The sequence below is a fragment of the Pseudomonas sp. PP3 genome (genome assembly GCF_905336995.1).
Lineage (GTDB): Bacteria > Pseudomonadota > Gammaproteobacteria > Pseudomonadales > Pseudomonadaceae > Aquipseudomonas > Aquipseudomonas reinekei.
In genome coordinates, this window is record NZ_HG995459.1 from 3,359,485 (window position 1) to 3,378,216 (window position 18,732).

General features: G+C 61.8%; 14 protein-coding genes. 12 read left to right on the forward strand and 2 right to left on the reverse strand.

The genetic code is table 11. The annotated features are described in order from the left end of the window. From KHO07_RS15185 to KHO07_RS15225, 9 genes are all read left to right on the forward strand, one after another. Positions 1-891, forward strand: a complete 891-nt coding sequence (locus KHO07_RS15185) for a LysR substrate-binding domain-containing protein (protein ID WP_212624741.1) — start codon at positions 1-3, stop codon at positions 889-891. An 831-nt stretch (positions 892-1,722) separates the two neighbouring features. Continuing rightward, positions 1,723-2,652: an amidohydrolase family protein gene (locus KHO07_RS15190; protein ID WP_150732737.1), complete on the forward strand. Its 930-nt coding sequence runs from the start codon at positions 1,723-1,725 to the stop codon at positions 2,650-2,652. A 4-nt stretch (positions 2,653-2,656) separates the two neighbouring features. Next, a complete protein-coding gene (locus KHO07_RS15195; protein WP_053158646.1) occupies positions 2,657-3,562 on the forward strand; it encodes an amidohydrolase family protein in 906 nt (301 codons plus the stop codon). A 74-nt stretch (positions 3,563-3,636) separates the two neighbouring features. Continuing rightward, on the forward strand, positions 3,637-5,022 hold the full coding sequence (locus KHO07_RS15200) for a UbiD family decarboxylase (protein ID WP_212624742.1): 1,386 nt from the start codon (positions 3,637-3,639) through the stop codon (positions 5,020-5,022). Further along, positions 5,019-5,603 (forward strand): UbiX family flavin prenyltransferase, encoded by a 585-nt coding sequence (locus tag KHO07_RS15205; protein WP_150732734.1) that lies wholly within the window; start codon positions 5,019-5,021, stop codon positions 5,601-5,603. Before KHO07_RS15200 ends, KHO07_RS15205 begins: the two co-directional genes overlap by 4 nt. Before the next feature lie 117 nt (positions 5,604-5,720). Continuing rightward, a complete protein-coding gene (locus tag KHO07_RS15210) occupies positions 5,721-6,767 on the forward strand; it encodes a GTP-binding protein (protein ID WP_212624743.1) in 1,047 nt (348 codons plus the stop codon). 236 nt (positions 6,768-7,003) lie between these two features. Beyond that, positions 7,004-8,371: a nucleobase:cation symporter-2 family protein gene (locus KHO07_RS15215; RefSeq protein WP_212624744.1), complete on the forward strand. Its 1,368-nt coding sequence runs from the start codon at positions 7,004-7,006 to the stop codon at positions 8,369-8,371. Positions 8,372-8,383: 12 nt separating this feature from the next. After that, positions 8,384-9,772 (forward strand): amidohydrolase family protein, encoded by a 1,389-nt coding sequence (locus KHO07_RS15220; protein ID WP_150732731.1) that lies wholly within the window; start codon positions 8,384-8,386, stop codon positions 9,770-9,772. 73 nt (positions 9,773-9,845) lie between these two features. Further along, a complete protein-coding gene (locus tag KHO07_RS15225) occupies positions 9,846-10,991 on the forward strand; it encodes an XdhC/CoxI family protein (protein WP_212624745.1) in 1,146 nt (381 codons plus the stop codon). A gap of 58 nt (positions 10,992-11,049) precedes the next feature. On the opposite strand, the gene KHO07_RS15230 is transcribed toward KHO07_RS15225, so the two are convergent. Beyond that, entirely contained in the window at positions 11,050-12,318 is a 1,269-nt protein-coding gene (locus KHO07_RS15230; RefSeq protein ID WP_212624746.1) for a Zn-dependent hydrolase, read from the reverse strand. Positions 12,319-12,466: 148 nt separating this feature from the next. Beyond that, positions 12,467-13,951 (reverse strand): NCS1 family nucleobase:cation symporter-1, encoded by a 1,485-nt coding sequence (locus tag KHO07_RS15235; protein WP_150732728.1) that lies wholly within the window; start codon positions 13,949-13,951, stop codon positions 12,467-12,469. 539 nt (positions 13,952-14,490) lie between these two features. On the opposite strand from KHO07_RS15235, the gene hydA reads away from it, so the two are divergent. The 3 genes from hydA (at position 14,491) to preA (ending at position 18,732) form a co-directional block, all read left to right on the forward strand. After that, positions 14,491-15,933: a dihydropyrimidinase gene (gene hydA / locus KHO07_RS15240; protein ID WP_212624747.1), complete on the forward strand. Its 1,443-nt coding sequence runs from the start codon at positions 14,491-14,493 to the stop codon at positions 15,931-15,933. A 156-nt stretch (positions 15,934-16,089) separates the two neighbouring features. After that, positions 16,090-17,457: an NAD(P)-dependent oxidoreductase gene (locus tag KHO07_RS15245; RefSeq protein WP_212627639.1), complete on the forward strand. Its 1,368-nt coding sequence runs from the start codon at positions 16,090-16,092 to the stop codon at positions 17,455-17,457. After that, positions 17,458-18,732 (forward strand): NAD-dependent dihydropyrimidine dehydrogenase subunit PreA, encoded by a 1,275-nt coding sequence (gene preA, locus KHO07_RS15250; RefSeq protein WP_212624748.1) that lies wholly within the window; start codon positions 17,458-17,460, stop codon positions 18,730-18,732.

Consider the following 18,732-nt stretch of genomic DNA (forward strand, 5'->3'; position numbering starts at 1 on the left):
ATGTACAAGCGATACCCGTCGGTGCAGTCCATGAGCGCCTTTATCCAGGCGGCGCGCAGCGGCAGTTTCTCCAGCGCGGCGCGCAAGCTCGACCTGACCCACAGCGCCATCAGCCAGCAAATTCGCGCCCTTGAAGACTTCATCGGCCAGCCGCTGTTTGTGCGCGAAGGCGGCGGCAGCAACCTGACCGATGCCGGGCAACTGTTCGCCAGTGTGCTGTCCGACGGCTTGGCGCAGATCGACCGGGCGCTGTCTTCGGTGAAAAACCGCAGCGTGGCGCAACGCCTGACCCTGGATGTCGACAGTGAACTGGCCCAGAGCTGGCTCAACCCGCGCTTGCCGCAACTGCTGGATCTGTTGCCCGATCATGAGGTGGTGCTGTTGTCGATGCCGCGCTCGGATCGCAGCGCGTTCGAGCGTGTGGACCTCGCCTTGCGCTACGGTTATGGCGATTGGGAAGACTGCGAGATGACGCAGATTTGCGGCGATCGGGTGATGGCGGTGGCGTCGCCGGCGCTGCTGGAACGTCACGGGCTGCAGCTGCCGTTGAGCCCGCAGCAGATCCTTGAATTGCCTCTGTTGGGCTACACGAGACGGTCGTGGATTCCATGGCTGGATGCGGCCGGCATGCCACCGAGCGAGCCACCGGCGCGGGTGGTGTTCGATAACGCGGCGAACCTGATTGCAGCGGCCGAGGCCGGTGTCGGTGCCGGACTGGTGCGTGGGTTGCTGGCGGCGGATGCGCTGCGCAGCGGGCGGTTGGTGGCGCTCAACGAGGCGCAGATTGCGGCGCATTACAACCTGTATGCGGTGTGGCCACCGGGGCAAGCCGAACGGGTGGCGCCGGTGGTTGAGGCGGTCAGGCAATTGGCCTTGCTTACACAACACTGACGCCATCGCTGGCAAGCCAGCTCCCACAGGTTTTTGTGGTGTGCAACAAATTGGATTATCACCATCGATCACTGTGGGAGCTGGCTTGCCAGCTCCTCTGGTTTTTGTGGTGTGTAACAACTTGCCTTATCACCATCGATCACTGTGGGAGCTGGCTTGCCAGCTCCTCTGGTTTTTGTGGTGTGTAACAACTTGGGTTATCACCATCGATCACTGTGGGAGCTGGCTTGCCAGCTCCTCTGGTTTTTGTGGTGTGTAACAACTTGCCTTATCACCATCGATCACTGTGGGCGCTGGCTTGCCAGCTCCACTGGTTTTTGTGGTGTGCAACAAACTGGCCTATCACCATCGATCACCGTGGGAGCTGGCTTGCCAGCTCCACTGGTTTTTGTGGTGTGCAACAAATTGGATTATCACCATCGATCACTGTGGGAGCTGGCTTGCCAGCTCCACTGGTTTTTGTGGTGTGCAACAACTTGGCTTATCACCATCGATCACTGTGGGAGCTGGCTTGCCAGCTTCACTGGTTTTTGTGGTGTGCAACAAATTGGATTATCACCATCGATCACTGTGGGCGCTGGCTTGCCAGCGATGAGGCCCGCCCAGTCAACACAAAACCATATCGAACGCATATCAACCCCTCGCCCAATTAATATTGTACGAACCCGACACCCCCTTCCAATACTTCCCCCCAAGCAGCCAGCGTCCCGAGCCGGATGCGACCAGGCGAGGGAATGCGTGACTCTTTGCGCATAGAAATGGCCGATTGCCCGGGACGTGGCTGCTGTGAACCGCAAGGTTCCCTACCCCGCTATCAGGAGATCGACTTCAATGATCATCGATATCAGCTGCTATCCCACCGATCTGGTGGACCTCGCCTGGAGGCATGACGGTGACCCGTTCACCGGCGAGCGTCTGCTGGAGATGATGGATGGCCCGTACATGGTCAACGGCAAACCTCGCCGCATCGACAAAGCCTTCATCCAGCCACCGCAAGGCAACACCATTTACACCTGGACCGACGGCGACCTTAGCGGCCGCGAGTCCATCGACGCCTACATGGCCTACACCCTGAAAATGGTCCAGACCTACCCGGACCGTTTCATCGGCTGCTTCGTCTACAACCCGCGCTGCGGCGTGGAAAACGGCGTCGAGGCGATCGAGCGCTACGTCAAGGAACACGGGTTCAAGATGGTCCAGATGCAGGCCAACATGCATGCCTACCGTCCCGACCGCGCCCTGGACTGGGTGCGCCCGGCCTTCGAAAAATGTGCCGAGCTGGGTATCCCGGTCAAGCTGCACACCGGTGACGGGCCTTACAGCATCCCGTCTGAATGGGTGCCGATGATCAAGGAGTTCCCCAACGTCGATTTCATCATGGCGCACTTTGGCGTGCAGACCGGCGGCGTCTACGTGTTCGAACCGATGCAATGGGCAATGGAGCTGCCCAACGTCTACTGCGAATCGGGCTGGTGCCTGCAATCGCGGATCGTCGAATTCGCCAAGGTCCTGCCGACCCACAAAATCCTGTTCGGTACCGACACCCCGCCGAACGAACCGGGCATGTGGCTGCGCCTGCTGGAGGTGTTGTGCCACGAGCCGCCACAGGGCTTGAACCTCGACGAAGACACCCTCGAAGAGTACCTGGGCAACAACACCGCACGGATGATCGGCCTCGAACCGACCCCGCCGCCGCGTTCCGTTTCCGAAGCAGAGGCGCAACTCAAGCGCCCTGTCACCACGCAACTGGCCAGGAGCTGAACCGATGATTATCGATACCCATCTGCACCCAACCAACCTGGTCGACGAGGCCTGGCGCCACACCGGCGAACCGTTCACCGGCGAGCGCATGCTCAAGCTGATGGACGGCCCGTACATGATCAACGGCAAGCCGCGCCGTATCGACATGGGCTTCATCCAGCCGCCACCGGGCAACACCGGCTATCGCGACGGCAACCGCCGGGGCCGCGAAGGCGTGCGCGACTATATGTCGTACGTTGCCGAGCTGTGCGTGAAGTACCCGGATCGCTTCATCGGCAACTTCAACTTCAACCCGCGCTGGGGACCGGAAAACGGTGCGGCGGAGCTGGAATTCCACATCAAGGAATACGGCTTCAAGATGCTCAAGCTGCACGCCAACATGCACGGCTATCGTCCGGACCGGGCGCTGGACTGGCTGCGCCCGGCAATGAAGGTCTGCGCCAAGTACAACATTGTGGTGCTGATCCACACCGGTGACGGGCCGTACACCATCCCGACGATGTTCTACCCGATCATCCGCGAATTCCCGATGGTCAACTTCATCATCGGTCACTTCGGCATCCAGACCGGGGGCAACTACTCGTTCGAGGCGTTCTGGATGGCCATGGACACGCCGAACGTGTACTGCGAATCGGGCTGGTGCTTCCAGTCGCGGATCGTCGAGTTCGCCAAGGACCTGCCGCGCAACAAGATCGTGTTCGGCACCGATTCGCCGCCGAACGAACCGGGCATGTGGCTGCGGGAACTGGAGGTGCTGTGCTCGCCAGCGCCGCAAGGCCTGGGCATCGATGAGGACCACCTTGAGGATTACCTGGGCAACAACATCGCCCGGTTGTGCGGCATCGAACCGACGCCGCCGCCCAAGGACCTGATCGAGGCGGACATTCGCCTGACCACGACGTACCTCTGACCCTCGCCCTCTCTGTAGGAGCCGGCTTGCTGGCTCCTACAGGTGCACAGCATCGCTTTCCACGAGGTGAAACCATGACCCTCTCCACGCTCGGCGATACTCAGGATTTTCACGATTTTATAGACGCCTATCGCCGGCAATACCCGGACGATGTGCTCACTGTCCAACACAGTCTTTCAGCCGATCAGGACGTCACCGCCCTGGTCGATGCCCTGGCCAGCCAGGGTCGCGATCCCTTGTTGATCTGCGAAAAAGTCGGCAACTTCGGCGCGCCGGTGGCCACCAACCTGTTCGCCTCCCGCACCCGTATTGCACGGATGTTCGGCGTCGACCAGGCGCAGTTGCACGAGACCTTCCAGAAACGCGCCAACAACCCCATCGCCCCGCGCTATGTGGAAAGCGGACCGGTGCTGGACGAAATCTTCGAAGGCGAAGCCGTGGACCTGGCGCTGCTGCCGATGCTCAAGCATTTCGACAGCGACCGCGGCCCTTACATCACCAACGCCATCATCATTGCCGAAGACCCGGTCACTGGCATCGCCAACATGAGCTATCACCGCTCCATGCGCCATGCCCGCCAGACCCTCGCCACCAGCCTGCATTCCCGTGGTCACCTGTGGCGCATGCTGCAAACCGCCCGCGAGCGTGGCGAAGAATTACGCGTGGCCATGGTGGTCGGCGCGCACCCGCTGTTCATGCTGGCCGCCGCAGCGCGCTTGCCCTTCGGCAGCGATGAACGCGCCGTGGCCGGGGGCTTGTTCGGCGCGCCACTGGAGCTGGTGAAAACCCCACGTTATGGCATCGGCGTGCCGGCTTACGCGGAGTACGTTCTGGAAGGCGCCATTGACCCGGCGGCCTACGCCGAGGAAGGCCCGTTCGGGGAGTTCAGCGGTTACTCCTCGGATCGCTCGACCAACAATGTGCTGCGGGTCGATACCCTGATGCGGCGCAAGGACGCCTGGCTGGTGGACGTGGTCGGCGGCCGTTACGCCGAGCACCTGACCCTCGCACGGCTGCCCCGGGAAGCGGAGATGAGCGAGAAACTCAAGGCTCGATTCCCCGCCGTGACTGCCGTGCACTACCCGAATTCCGGCACCCATTTTCACTGCTACGTGGCGCTGGACCAGAGCCGCGACGGCGAGGCGCGGCAGATCATGCTGGCGTTGCTCGGCTGGGACCCGTACCTGAAAAGCGTGATCGCGGTGGACAGCGACATCGACATCAGCGATGACAGCCAGGTGCTGTGGGCGTTGGCTACGCACTTCCAGCCGCACCAGGACATTTTTGTCATCGACGGCTTGCCCGGCAGCCCGCTGGACCCTTCGTCTTCGGTCAATGGCACCACCTCGCGCATGGGCCTGGACGCCACGCGCGGTTCAGGTTTTGACGGTATCAAGGCGCAGCTGGATCCGGCGGTGGTGGCGCGCGCGCGCAACCTGCTCAAGAGCCTGGCGTCATGAATCGCCAGCGCATGGTGGTGGGTATCAGCGGTGCGTCGGGGTTCATCTACGGCGTGCGCCTGCTGCAATTGCTTGCCGAACTGGACATCGAAAGCCACCTGATCATCAGTCGCGCGGCACTGCTGACCATGGCCCACGAAACCGACTACAAACTGGCCGACGTCACCGCGCTGGCCAGCCACTACCACCGCGCTGACGACGTGGCCGCCGGGATCGCCAGCGGTTCGTTCCGCTGCCTGGGGATGGTCGTGGCCCCGTGTTCCATGCGCACCCTGGCGGAAATCGCCACCGGGACTTCATCGGGGCTGATCGGCCGCGCCGCCGACGTCACCCTCAAGGAACGTCGGACCCTGGTGCTGATGGCCCGGGAAACCCCGCTGACCCTCGCCCACCTGCGCAACATGACCGCTGTCACCGAGATGGGCGGGATCATCGCCCCGCCCGTCCCGGCCTTCTACGCCCGCCCGCAAGACCTGGCGCAAATGGTCGATCACAGCCTCGGCCGGGTCCTCGACCTGTTCGGCCTCGATGCCGGGACGGCACGACGCTGGCAAGAACCCCCAAAACCCTGTGGGAGCTAGCCTGCTAGCGATTACGGTGGACCAGTCGCCATACCGTTGAATGACACACCGCCATCGCTAGCAGGCTAGCTCCCACAGTTGATCGCACTCCGACAAAACACAGGTAAGGAGCATCACATGAACACCCCATTCAACGCCCCAACCCCCAACACCAAAATCCCGGTCACCATCCTCACCGGTTTCCTCGGCGCCGGTAAAACCACGCTGCTCAACTACATCCTCAAGGAAAACCACGGCCGGAAAATCGCCGTGATCGAGAACGAATTCGGTGAAGTCGGCATCGACGGCGACCTGGTGCTCAGTTCCGAAACCGAGGAAATCTACGAGATGGTCAACGGCTGCGTGTGCTGCACCGCCGAGGTCCGCGAGGACTTGGTGCGCATTGTCCGCGAACTGGTGGCGCGGCCGGTGCGGCTCGATCACATCCTGATCGAAACCAGCGGCCTGGCTGACCCGTACCCGGTGGCCCAGAGCTTCTTCATCAACGACCCGATTGCCGATGAAGTCGAACTCGACGCGATCGTCACCATGGTCGACGCCAAGCATATCGCCCAGCATCTGGAGGACCTGCAACTCGACGGCGTCGACAACCAGGCGGTGGATCAGATTGTCTGCGCCGACCGTATCGTCATCAACAAGGTCGACCTGGTCAGCGCCGCCGAAGTGGCGTCCCTCAGCGAGAAGATCCGCGGCCTGAACGCCACCGCCGACCTGGTGACGTCTAGCTACGCCGAGATCGACCTGTCGAAAATCCTCGGCATCGGTGCCTTCGAGTCCACGCAAAAACTCATGGAGATCGGTGCCGAGCACGATCACCACGGCGATCAACATGACCACGCGCACGACGAACCAGACCATGAGCACGACCCGAGCGTGTCATCGGTAGGCATCGCCGTGGACGGCGCGGTCAACCTGGGCGACTTCCACCGCTGGATCACGCAGTTGCGCACCGAGCAGGCCGACAACCTCTATCGCATGAAAGGTGTGCTGGCGGTCGCCGATCAGGATCAGCGCTATGTGCTGCAGGGCGTGCACAGCCTCGTCGAGTTCCGCGCTTCAACCTTGTGGGGCAACGAGCCGCGCTCCAGCAAGATCGTATTCATTGGCCGCGACCTGGACCGCGCGGCGTTGAACCAGGGCTTCGCCGCCTGCCTGGCAGGCTGAACCAAGGCATCGGAGCCGGTGGATGGCGGTTCCGGGGCACATGAATGACTGATGCATCGGGCAACACTCAACACCTGTAGGAGCTGGCTTGCCAGCGATAGCGGACTTCCAGTGGACAGCAATGTTGGCTGGTCGGCCGCTATCGCCAGCAAGCCGGCTCCTACATGGCGGTGGTGCCTCGGCATCAGAACGAATACCCCTCTTTACCGAATAACAACAGCTAGAGGTGTTTCCCCATGTCGTCAGCCACTACCCCTTCAAAACCCGTCTCCACCCTCCATCCCGTCGACCAGGTGTTATCGGTGCGACAAATGCTCACCCTCGGTCTGCAACACATGGCCGTCTCTTACATCGGCGCCATCGCCGTGCCGTTGATTGTCGCCAGCGCCTTGAAGATGTCCCAGGCCGATACCGTAGTGCTGATCAGCACCACGCTGTTCTGTTCCGGCATTGCCACGATCCTGCAAACCGTCGGTTTCTGGAAGTTCGGTGTGCGACTGCCGATTCTCCAGGGCGTGGCCTTCAGCAGCGTGGGGCCGGTTATCGCCATCGGCAGCAACCCGGAAGTCGGCTTCGCCGGGGTCTGCGGAGCGGTGATCGGCGCGGGGATTTTCACCATGCTCGCCGCGCCATTCGTGGGGCGTTTGCGACGCTTCTTTCCGCCGGTGGTCACCGGTTGCATCGTCACCGTGATTGGGTTGCAGCTGTTTCCGATTGCCTATGAGTGGGTCGGCGGCGGGCGTCATGCCGTGGATTTCGGCGCGCCGGCGTACCTCGCGGTCGCAGCCGTCGTGTTGCTGACCATCCTGCTGGTCAATCGTTATGGCAGCCCCATGCTGCGCAACATGGCGGTGCTGGTGGGCATGCTCGTCGGTGCCGGGGTGGCTTACGGGATGGGCATGGGCAGTTTTCACAGCGTGCAGGAATCACCCTGGCTGACCGTGCCCTACCCGTTCTATTTCGGCCTGCCGACTTTCAGCCTGATCCCCATCGCCACCATGGTGGTGGTGATGATTGTGCAGATGGTCGAGTCCATGGGGCTGTTCGTGGCCATCGGCGACATCGTCGACAAACCGGTGGAAGACAAACAGGTGATCAACGGCCTGCGCGCCAATGGCCTGGCCAGCACCATCGCCGGGATGTTCGCTGCGTTTCCGTTCATTGCGTTCATGGAAAACGTCGGCCTGGTGATCCTCACCGGGGTGCGGAGTCGTTGGGTGGTGGCCGTCAGCGGCTTGTTGATGTGCTCGGTGGCCCTGGTGCCCAAGGCCGGCGCGATCATCGCGTCGATGCCGACCGCCGCCCTCGGCGGTGCCGGGATTGCCATGTTCGGCGTGGTCGCGGCGGCGGGGATCCAGACCCTGTCCAAGGTCGACTACGAGCGCAATCGCTACAACGTGCTGATCGTCGGTTTCACCATCGCCGCCGCCCTGGTGCCGGTGCTGGCACCGGCCTTGTTCAAGCAATTACCTGAGTGGTCGCAGCCGTTCCTGCACAGCAGCGTGGTGATCGCCTGCCTGGTGTCGGTGTTGCTCAACGCCGCTCTCAACGGTGTCAGCGTGCCTGATGCCGCCGCCAGCAAATCCGCTTCCCACAGCCTCTGACTGGAGCCGCCCATGACTCACGTTCAAAACATCCTGATCAAAAACCCCGTGGCGGTGATGACCGGCCTGCGCGGCCCCCGTGCCCGGGCCGGTGCCGTGGACATTCGGATCGTCAACGGCCGCGTTGCCGAAATGGCTGCCAACCTTGAAGCGCAACCCGGCGAACGGGTGATCGATGCGCGTCACTCGGTGGTGTATCCGGGCTGGATCAACACTCACCATCACCTGTTCCAGAACCTGCTCAAAGCCGTGCCTGAAGGCTTGAATCAGGACCTGCAAGGCTGGCTGGCCAGCGTGCCCTACCCGCGCCTCAACCGGTTCACGCCGCAACTGGCGCGCATCGCCGCGCGGCTGGGCATGGCCGAGTTGCTGCTGTCGGGGGTGACGACCTGCGCCGATCACCATTACCTCTACCACGCCAACGGCACCACCGAGACGGGCGACCTGCTGTTCGACATGGCCGATGAGTTCGGCCTGCGTTTTGTGCTGTGCCGTGGCGGTGCGCTGGAGTCCGCCAGCGCCCATCCCGGGTTTTCGAAAACCGCGCTGCAGCCGGAAACCCTGGATCAGATGGTCGGCGATATCGAACGCCTGAAGTCGCGGTATCACCAGGACACCCCGGATGCGATGCGCCGGGTGGTGGTGGCGCCCACCACACCGACGTTCTCGCTGCCGCCGACGCTGCTGCGGGAACTGGCGCACACCGCCCGAGGCCTCGGCTTGCGCCTGCACACGCATTTGTCCGAGACGCAGAACTACGTGAACTTCTGCCGCGAAAAGTACAACTGCCTGCCAGTGGAATTCGTCGCCGAACACGAATGGCTCGGCCCGGACGTCTGGTTCGCTCACGCGGTGCATATGCAACCCGGTGAAATCCGCATGCTCGCGCAAACCGGCACCGGCGTGTCCCACTGCCCGGTGAGCAATGCGCGCTTGGGTAGCGGTGTCGCGCCGATCCCGCAGATGTTCGAGGCGGGTGTGCCGATCTCCCTGGGCGTCGACGGCGTGGCCTCCAACGAGTCCGGGAGCATGGTTGGTGAAGCCAACACCGCGTGGCTGATCCATCGCGCGGAGCAAGGCGCTTCGGCGACCACCGCCGAGGATGTCATTCACTGGGGCACGGCCGGTGGTGCGCAGGTGCTGGGGCTGGGTTCGGTCGGTACGCTGGAAATCGGTCAGGCGGCGGATCTGGTGATTTATGGCCTGGATCACCCGCGTTTCTTCGGCTTCCACGACATCGCCGTGGCACCCGTGGTGGCGGGCGAACCGATTGCGGTGCGCTACAGCCTGGTGGGCGGTCGCGTGGTGGTCGATGACGGCGTGATTCCGGGGCTGGATGTGCAGCAGATGCGCGCCGAGGCGTGGGATGGGGTGCGGCAGTTGATGAGCGTAGACGATTGATCTAGAGCGCCCCCTGTGGGAGCAAGCCTGCTTGCGCCCACAGGGGCCTTCATCAACTTTGAGAGTAGATTCCATGTCCGGCCTCAACGAACTCTTGCAAGCCATCGACACTGCCGCTCTCGATGGCGAAGAAACCATCCTCGCCACCGTAGTCAAGGTTGAAGGCTCGGCCTATCGCCGCCCCGGTGCGCGCATGCTGATTCCCCTGCATGGCCGCACCGTCGGCACCGTCAGCGGCGGCTGTCTGGAACAGGACCTGGCGAAAAAAGCCTGGTGGCTGACCGATGCCGGCGAGCCGGTGGTGCGCCGCTACAGTACCGGCGCCACCGAGGACGAAGACGACGAGCAAAGCGCCCTGACCTTTGGCCTCGGCTGCAACGGCACGGTGTTCGTCCTGCTCGAACGCCTGCGCGCAAGGACCCCGTCGCCGGCCATCGACCTGCTGCGACGCGTGCACGACCACCAACAGCCCGCCGCCATGGCCACGGTGATTGCCACTTCGCGCAATGCCTCGGTGCGGGTCGGTGACCGATTGTTGTCAGACACCGACCATGCCCTGCGCAACCCGCAACTGAACCAGGCGATGCGCAACGACCTGCACAAGACCCTGCAACAGAAAAAATCCTCGATCCGTCTCTACACCGACAGCCGTGGGGAAATCGAAGTGTTCTTCGAATACATCGCGCCACCGCCACGGCTGGTGATCTTCGGTGCCGGCCACGACGCACAACCGCTGGTGCGCATGGCCAAGTTACTGAACTGGCATGTCAGCGTCATCGACAGTCGCAGTCACTTTGCCCGACCGGAGCGGTTTCCCCAGGCCGATGCCGTGATCTTCGCCAGCCTCGATAAACCGTTCGACCTGTGCCCGCTGATCGATGGCGCCGCCGTGGCGGTGATGACCCACAGCTATCGCCAGGACCGCCATTGGCTCAGCCAGGTGCAACAAGCCGCGCCCGCCTATATCGGTCAGCTCGGTCCCAAGGAGCGTACCGAGCGTTTGCTGACGGACCTCGGTCGAAGCGCGTCAGCACTGCATTACCCAATGGGTCTGGACCTGGGTGGCGATGCGCCGGAAAGCGTGGCGCTGTCGATCCTTGCCGAGATGACCGCGGTGCTGAACCGACGTCAGGGCGCAATGCTCAGGCATCGGGTCAAGCCGATTCATCAGGCGGATCTGGTGGTGAGTGAAAGTCTTGAGAGTGTCGCGGTGGGTTGAGGATCAAAAGATCGCAGCCTTCGGCAACGCAGAGGCCGCAAGCTGCGATCTTTTTTTTTCAGGCAGCCAATGTCGCCGACGCCGCCAGCATCGCCCGCAACAGTACCGCGCACCCGGCAGCCAGATCATCCGGTGCGGCGTTTTCGATTTCGTTGTGGCTGATGCCGCCTTCGCACGGCACGAAGATCATGCCGGCCGGGCCGAGTTCGGCGAGGAAGATCGCGTCATGCCCGGCACCGCTGACGATGTCCATGTGCGACAGGCCCAGGCCCTGCGCGGCGCCGCGCACGGCTTCAACGCAACCCTTGTCGAAATACAGCGGCGGGAAGTCCGCCGTTGGCGTGAGCTCGAAGGTCAGGCCGTGCTCTTCGCAGGTGGTTTCGATGACTTCACGGACTTCGGCGATCATCGAGTCCAGCCGTGCCGGCTCCAGATGGCGGAAGTCCAGGGTCATGCGCACTTCACCGGGGATGACATTGCGTGAGCCGGGATAGGCTTGCAGGCAACCGACGGTGCCGCAGGCGTGGGGTTGATGGCCGAGAGCGGCGCGATTGACCGCGCCAACGATCACCGCGGCGCCAACCAGGGCGTCCTTGCGCAGGTGCATCGGGGTCGGGCCGGCGTGGGCTTCGACGCCGCGCAGTTTCAGGTCGAACCATTTTTGCCCGAGGGCGCCCATCACCACGCCTATGGTTTTGCGTTCGTCTTCAAGGATCGGGCCTTGCTCGATGTGGGCTTCAAAGTAGGCACCGACCTTGTGCCCGCTGACCTTGCGTTCGCCCGCATAGCCAATGGCGTTGAGCGCCTCGCCCACTGTCACGCCCTCGGCGTCGACCTTGGCCAGGGTTTCTTCAAGCGTGAATTTTTCCGCGAACACGCCAGAGCCCATCATGCACGGAGCGAAACGCGAGCCCTCTTCGTTGGTCCAGACCACCACTTCCAGCGGCGCCTCGGTTTCTATCTTCATGTCGTTCAGCGTGCGCAGCACTTCGACGCCGGCCAGTACGCCGAAACAACCGTCGAACTTGCCGCCGGTGGGTTGGGTGTCGATGTGGCTGCCGGTCATCACCGGTGGCAGGTTCGGATTGCGGCCAGGACGGCGGGCGAAAATATTGCCGACGGCGTCGACGCTGACGGTGCAGCCCGCCTCCTCACACCAGTTGACGAAAATGTCCCGGGCCTGGCGGTCGAGATCAGTCAGGGCCAGGCGACAGACCCCGCCCTTGACCGTCGCACCGAGCTTGGCCAGCTCCATGAGCGATTGCCACAAACGATCGCGATTGATGTGCTGACGGGTGGATTGCAGAACGTCTACGGCCGCGTTCATGGTGATCTCCTCAGGCTGTTCTTATGGATTTCTTCAGGCAATTCATCGGTGATTTTGAGGCCGTCATCGCGGACAAGCCTGCTCCCACAGGATTTGTGAACGTTTGAGAAACCTGTGGGAGCTGGCTTGCCAGCGATGACGGCCGCCCTCACACCGCAGATTTCGCAACAGACGGGCTAGGCCGCATCACACTCAACCCGTAATAAATCAACCCGCCCAGCGCCGAGCCGGTAAACCAGCCATAGCTGTAGAACCAGCTGAACGCATCGCTGCCCAGCGACAACAACGTCAGCACCACCGGCACACCGAACGCGATGAAACCGCTCCAGTTCCACGCCGGATACACGTCATCGCGATACAGGCCGGCGAGGTCCAGTTGCTGTTTCCTGATCAGGAAATAGTCCACGACCATGATCCCGGCGATCGGCCCAAGCAGACTGGAATAGCCGAGCAACCAGTTGGAGTAAACGGATTCGAGGCTGACCTCCGAGACAATCAGGCCAAGCTTTTTCAACAGTTCATGGGCCATCAAGGCCAAGCCGACCAGCCCGGTGAGCAGCACGGCGTTGGTGCGGTTGATCACCTTGGGCGCGATGTTCTGGAAATCGTTGGTCGGCGAGACGATGTTGGCCGCGGTGTTGGTCGACAGGGTGGCGATGATGATCAACGCCATTGCCAGCGCGACCCACATCGGGCTCTGGATGTGGCCGATCAGGGTCACCGGATCGGACACCGTCACCCCCACCAGTTTCACCGACGCCGCCGTCATCACCACGCCAAGTGAGGCAAACAGGAACATGGTCAGCGGCAGACCGATGATCTGCCCGACAATCTGGTCCTTCTGGCTTTTTGCGTAGCGGCTGAAGTCCGGGATGTTCAATGACAGCGTGGCCCAGAAGCCGACCATCGCTGTCAGCCCGGCGGCGAAGTAACTCGCCACGCCGGCGCCTTCCGGACGCTTGGCCGGGATGGCCAGCAACTCGCTCATCGACACGTTCGGCATCGCCCACACCAGCAGCCCCACGCCCACGGCGACCAGCAACGGGGCAGAAAGCGTCTCCAGCCATTTGATCGACTCGGCACCGCGAATCACCACCCACAGGTTCAGCGCCCAGAACACCATGAAGCCAATCACTTCACCGGTGCCACCCAGGGATTTCCAGCCTTCAAACACCGAACCGAGGAACAGGTGAATCGCCAGGCCACCGAACATCGTCTGGATGCCGAACCAGCCACACGCCACCAGCGCACGGATCAGGCACGGGATGTTGGACCCGAGGATGCCGAAGGACGAACGCAGCAACACCGGAAACGGGATGCCGTACTTGGTGCCCGGAAAGGCATTCAACGTCAGTGGAATCAGCACAATGATGTTGGCGAACAGAATCGCCAGCAGCGCTTCGCCGACGCTCAGTCCGAAGTACGCGGTCAATACGCCGCCGAGGGTGTAGGTCGGCACGCAAATCGCCATGCCGACCCACAGCGCGGTGATGTGCCATTTGTTCCAGGTTCGTTCGCGCACCTTGGTCGGTGCGATGTCGTGGTTGTAACGGGGACTGTCGAGGACATCGCTGCCGGCTTCAAGCTCAAACAAGCCGTCGCGCTCGGTCACTTGCGATCTGATCTGTTGCATGGCCGCTCCACTGTTCTTTTGATTATTGTTGCTCATCAGGGACTGGCGGAATCAATAAACGTGCCGAGTGCCCCGCTTGCGCATCGGGCAGTTCCATAACACTTTGCAACTAACTGATGTTTATCAGTTTTATTAACTGACTGGACTGTTTGCCGTGCCACTCAGGCCGAATGCCAGGCAAGTTGTCCAAACAGTCAGGACTCAATCTGGTGCGCGGATATTTTTTTCAAAGTCGCGCATCAACCATAGACCCATCTCAAACAGCTGATTTCACATAAGAAATCTTGACCATATTTGGATCCTGTCAAGTGCGTCAAAATGGTGAGAGGCCTCACCATTTTGGTGATTTACGTTTTAATCCGTTATTTATCAATTAGTTAAAACAGCAATAAGCTTATAAAAAATATTCTTGCTGATTCCATCAACAGCAGCTAGCGTTTAATCCTGACAGTGCTGACAGGAATATCCCTGTGGGCACTCGCTGTATATAAAACACCTAGAACCGGTATCAGCCGGTCATTGCCTGCGAGGAACTCGGAATGTCTCTGTTGATCCGTGGCGCTACCGTTATTACCCATGATGAAAGTTATCGCGCCGATGTGTTTTGCGCAGACGGCGTGATCAAGGCCATCGGCGATAACCTGGATATTCCCGCCGGCGCTGAAGTACTCGACGGCAGCGGCCAGTACTTGATGCCCGGCGGCATCGATCCGCACACGCACATGCAGCTGCCCTTCATGGGCACGGTGGCCAGCGAAGACTTCTTCAGCGGCACGGCGGCAGGACTGGCCGGCGGCACCACTTCGATCATCGACTTTGTGATTCCCAACCCGCAGCAGTCTTTGATGGAGGCGTTCCATCAGTGGCGTGGCTGGGCCGAGAAGTCGGCGTCCGACTACGGATTCCATGTGGCGATTACCTGGTGGAGCGAACAGGTCCGCGAAGAAATGGCCGAGCTGGTGGCCCACCATGGTGTCAACAGCTTCAAGCATTTCATGGCGTACAAGAACGCGATCATGGCCGCCGATGACACCCTGGTGGCGAGTTTCGAGCGTTGCCTGGAATTGGGTGCCGTGCCCACCGTCCATGCCGAAAACGGCGAGTTGGTCTATCACCTGCAACGCAAACTGATGGCCCAGGGCATGACCGGGCCGGAGGCACATCCGTTGTCGCGCCCCTCCCAGGTGGAAGGTGAAGCCGCGAGCCGGGCGATCCGCATTGCCGAAACACTCGGCACGCCGCTGTATCTGGTGCACGTGTCAACCCAGGAAGCGCTCGACGAAATCACCTATGCCCGGGCCAAGGGCCAGCCGGTCTACGGTGAAGTGCTGGCCGGGCACTTGCTGCTGGACGACAGCGTCTATCAGCACCCGGACTGGCAGACCGCTGCCGGCTACGTAATGAGCCCGCCGTTCCGCCCGCGCGGTCATCAGGAGGCGCTTTGGCATGGCCTGCAATCAGGCAACCTGCACACCACCGCCACCGACCACTGCTGCTTTTGCGCCGAGCAAAAAGCCGCCGGCAAGGATGACTTCAGCAAAATCCCCAACGGCACGGCCGGTATCGAAGACCGTATGGCGGTGCTATGGGATGAAGGCGTGAACACCGGGCGTTTTTCGATGCAGCAATTCGTCGCCCTCACCTCCACCAACACGGCGAAGATCTTCAACCTCTACCCGCGCAAAGGCGCGATCCGCGTTGGCGCCGATGCCGACCTGGTGCTGTGGGACCCGCAAGGCACCCGGACCATTTCCGCCAAGACCCATCACCAGCAGGTCGACTTCAACATCTTCGAAGGCAAGACCGTGCGCGGCGTGCCGAGCCACACCATCAGCCAGGGACGCGTGGTCTGGGCCGATGGCGACCTGCGGGCCGAACGGGGTGCCGGGCGCTATATCGAACGGCCGGCGTATCCGGCGGTGTTTGATTTGCTGAGCAAGCGGGCGGAGTTGAATCAGCCTATTGCTGTGAAACGCGGATAGCGGCCTTCGGCCTATCGCTGGCAAGCCAGCTCCTACAGGGACCTCAGGCATCTACAAAACCTGTGGGAGCTGGCTTGCCAGCGATGGCTTCATCACCGCCGACAAAAAAACATGCCCGACAGAGGCAGCACCTCCAATTACCGTGAGGCCAAAACCGTGATCAAGACCCTGGACCATCTCCCGCATCCCGCTGAGAACGCGGCCGCCCTCGCCGGTCATTTCACCGACCTGGCGCCGCCGCTCAATGATCGCCAGGCGCACCTCGAAGCCTCGCGCTGTCTGTATTGCTACGACGCGCCGTGCGTGAACGCCTGCCCGAGCGAGATCGATATTCCCTCGTTCATCCGCAATATCCATCAGGACAACGTGCAGGGTGCAGCGCAAAAAATCCTGTCGGCCAACATCCTCGGCGGCAGCTGCGCGCGGGTCTGCCCGACGGAAATCCTCTGCCAGCAAGCCTGCGTACGCAACAACGCCCAAGAGTGCGCGCCAGTGTTGATCGGCCTGCTGCAGCGCTATGCCGTGGACAACGCACACTTCAGCCAGCACCCGTTCCCCCGCGCCGCCGCTACCGGCAAGCGTATTGCCGTGGTCGGTGCCGGTCCGGCCGGATTGTCCTGCGCCCACCGCAGTGCCATGCACGGACATGACGTGGTGATTTTCGAGGCCAGGGAAAAGGCTGGCGGACTTAACGAATACGGGATCGCCAAGTACAAACTGGTGGATGACTACGCACAAAGGGAACTCGATTTTCTCCTGCAAATCGGCGGCATTGAGATCCGTCACGGACAAAAACTCGGTGAGAACCTGAGCCTGAGCGAGCTGCATCAACAGTTCGACGCCGTGTTTCTCGGCCTCGGTCTGGCGGCAAGCAAGCAACTGGGGGTAGCGCACGAGGACGCACCGGGGCTTCTGGCCGCCACCGATTACATCCGCGAATTGCGCCAGGCCGATGACTTGACGCAACTGCCGCTGGCCGACCATTGCATCGTCCTCGGCGCGGGCAACACCGCCATCGACATGGCCGTGCAAATGGCTCGCCTCGGCGCTCGCGATGTCAACCTCGTGTACCGCCGTGGCGTCGAAGACATGGGCGCCACCCACCACGAACAGGACATCGCCAAAGCCAATCAGGTGCGTCTGTTGACCTGGGCGCAACCGGACACCGTGCTGCTGGACGACAACGGCCGGGTGCGCGGCATGCGGTTCGCCCGTACCCATTTGGTCGAAGGTCGCCTGCAAACCACCGGCGAGACCTTCGAACTGGCCGCCGACGCGATCTTCAAAGCCATCGGCCAGGCCTTCGACAGCAATGCCCTCTCCGACCCGCTGGCCCGTGAACTCAAGCGTCAGGGCGAGCGCATTGAAGTGGATGAAAACCTGCGCACCAGCATTGCGGGTGTGTATGCCGGTGGCGATTGCACCAGCCTCGATCAAGACCTGACCGTGCAAGCGGTGCAACACGGCAAGCGCGCCGCCGAGGCGATCAACGCTCAACTGATGCTCAACGTGGAGGCTGCATAAATGGCCGATCTGTCGATTGTCTTCGCTGGCATCAAGTCACCCAATCCGTTCTGGCTGGCCTCCGCGCCGCCGACCGACAAGGCGTACAACGTGGTGCGCGCCTTCGAGGCGGGCTGGGGCGGCGTGGTCTGGAAAACCCTGGGAGAAGACCCGGCGGCGGTGAACGTCTCGTCGCGTTACTCGGCACACTTCGGGGCTAACAGGGAGGTCCTGGGATTCAACAACATCGAACTGATCACCGACCGCTCGTTGGAGATCAACCTGCGGGAAATCACCCAGGTGAAAAAGGACTGGCCGGACCGCACGCTGATCGTGTCGTTGATGGTGCCTTGCGTCGAAGAATCGTGGAAACACATCCTGCCGTTGGTGGAAGCCACGGGCGCCGACGGTATCGAACTGAACTTCGGTTGCCCCCACGGCATGCCGGAACGCGGCATGGGCGCGGCGGTCGGCCAGGTGCCGGAATACGTCGAACAGGTCACCCGCTGGTGCAAGACCTATTGCTCGCTGCCGGTGATCGTCAAGCTCACACCGAACATCACCGACATTCGCGTCGCTGCCCGCGCGGCACACCGTGGCGGCGCCGATGCGGTGTCGTTGATCAACACCATCAACTCGATCACCAGCGTCAATCTGGAGCGCATGGTCGCCAACCCCATGGTCGGCAGCCAGAGCACCCACGGCGGTTATTGCGGGTCGGCGGTCAAGCCGATTGCCTTGAACATGGTCGCCGAAATCGCCCGCGACCCGCAGACCCATGGCCTGCCAATCAGTGGCATTGGCGGCATCGGCAACTGGCGCGATGCGGCGGAGTTCATGGCGTTGGGGTGCGGCTCGGTGCAGGTGTGCACGGCGGCGATGCTGCACGGTTTCCGGATTGTCGAGGAGATGAAGGACGGGCTGTCGCGCTGGATGGACAGTCAGGGCTACAGCCGCATTTCAGAATTTTCCGGGCGTGCGGTGGGCAATACCACTGACTGGAAGTACCTGGACATCAACTATCAGGTGATCGCCAAAATCGACCAGGAGGCCTGTATCGGTTGCGGTCGTTGCCATATTGCCTGCGAAGACACTTCGCACCAGGCCGTGGCCAGCCTGAAAAAAGCCGATGGCACCCACCGCTATGAAGTGATCGATGAGGAATGTGTGGGCTGCAATCTGTGCCAGATCACCTGCCCGGTGCAGGATTGCATCGAGATGGTGCCCGTGGACAGCGGCAAGCCGTTCCTGGACTGGAACCATGACCCGAGGAATCCGTACCACGTCAGTCCTTGA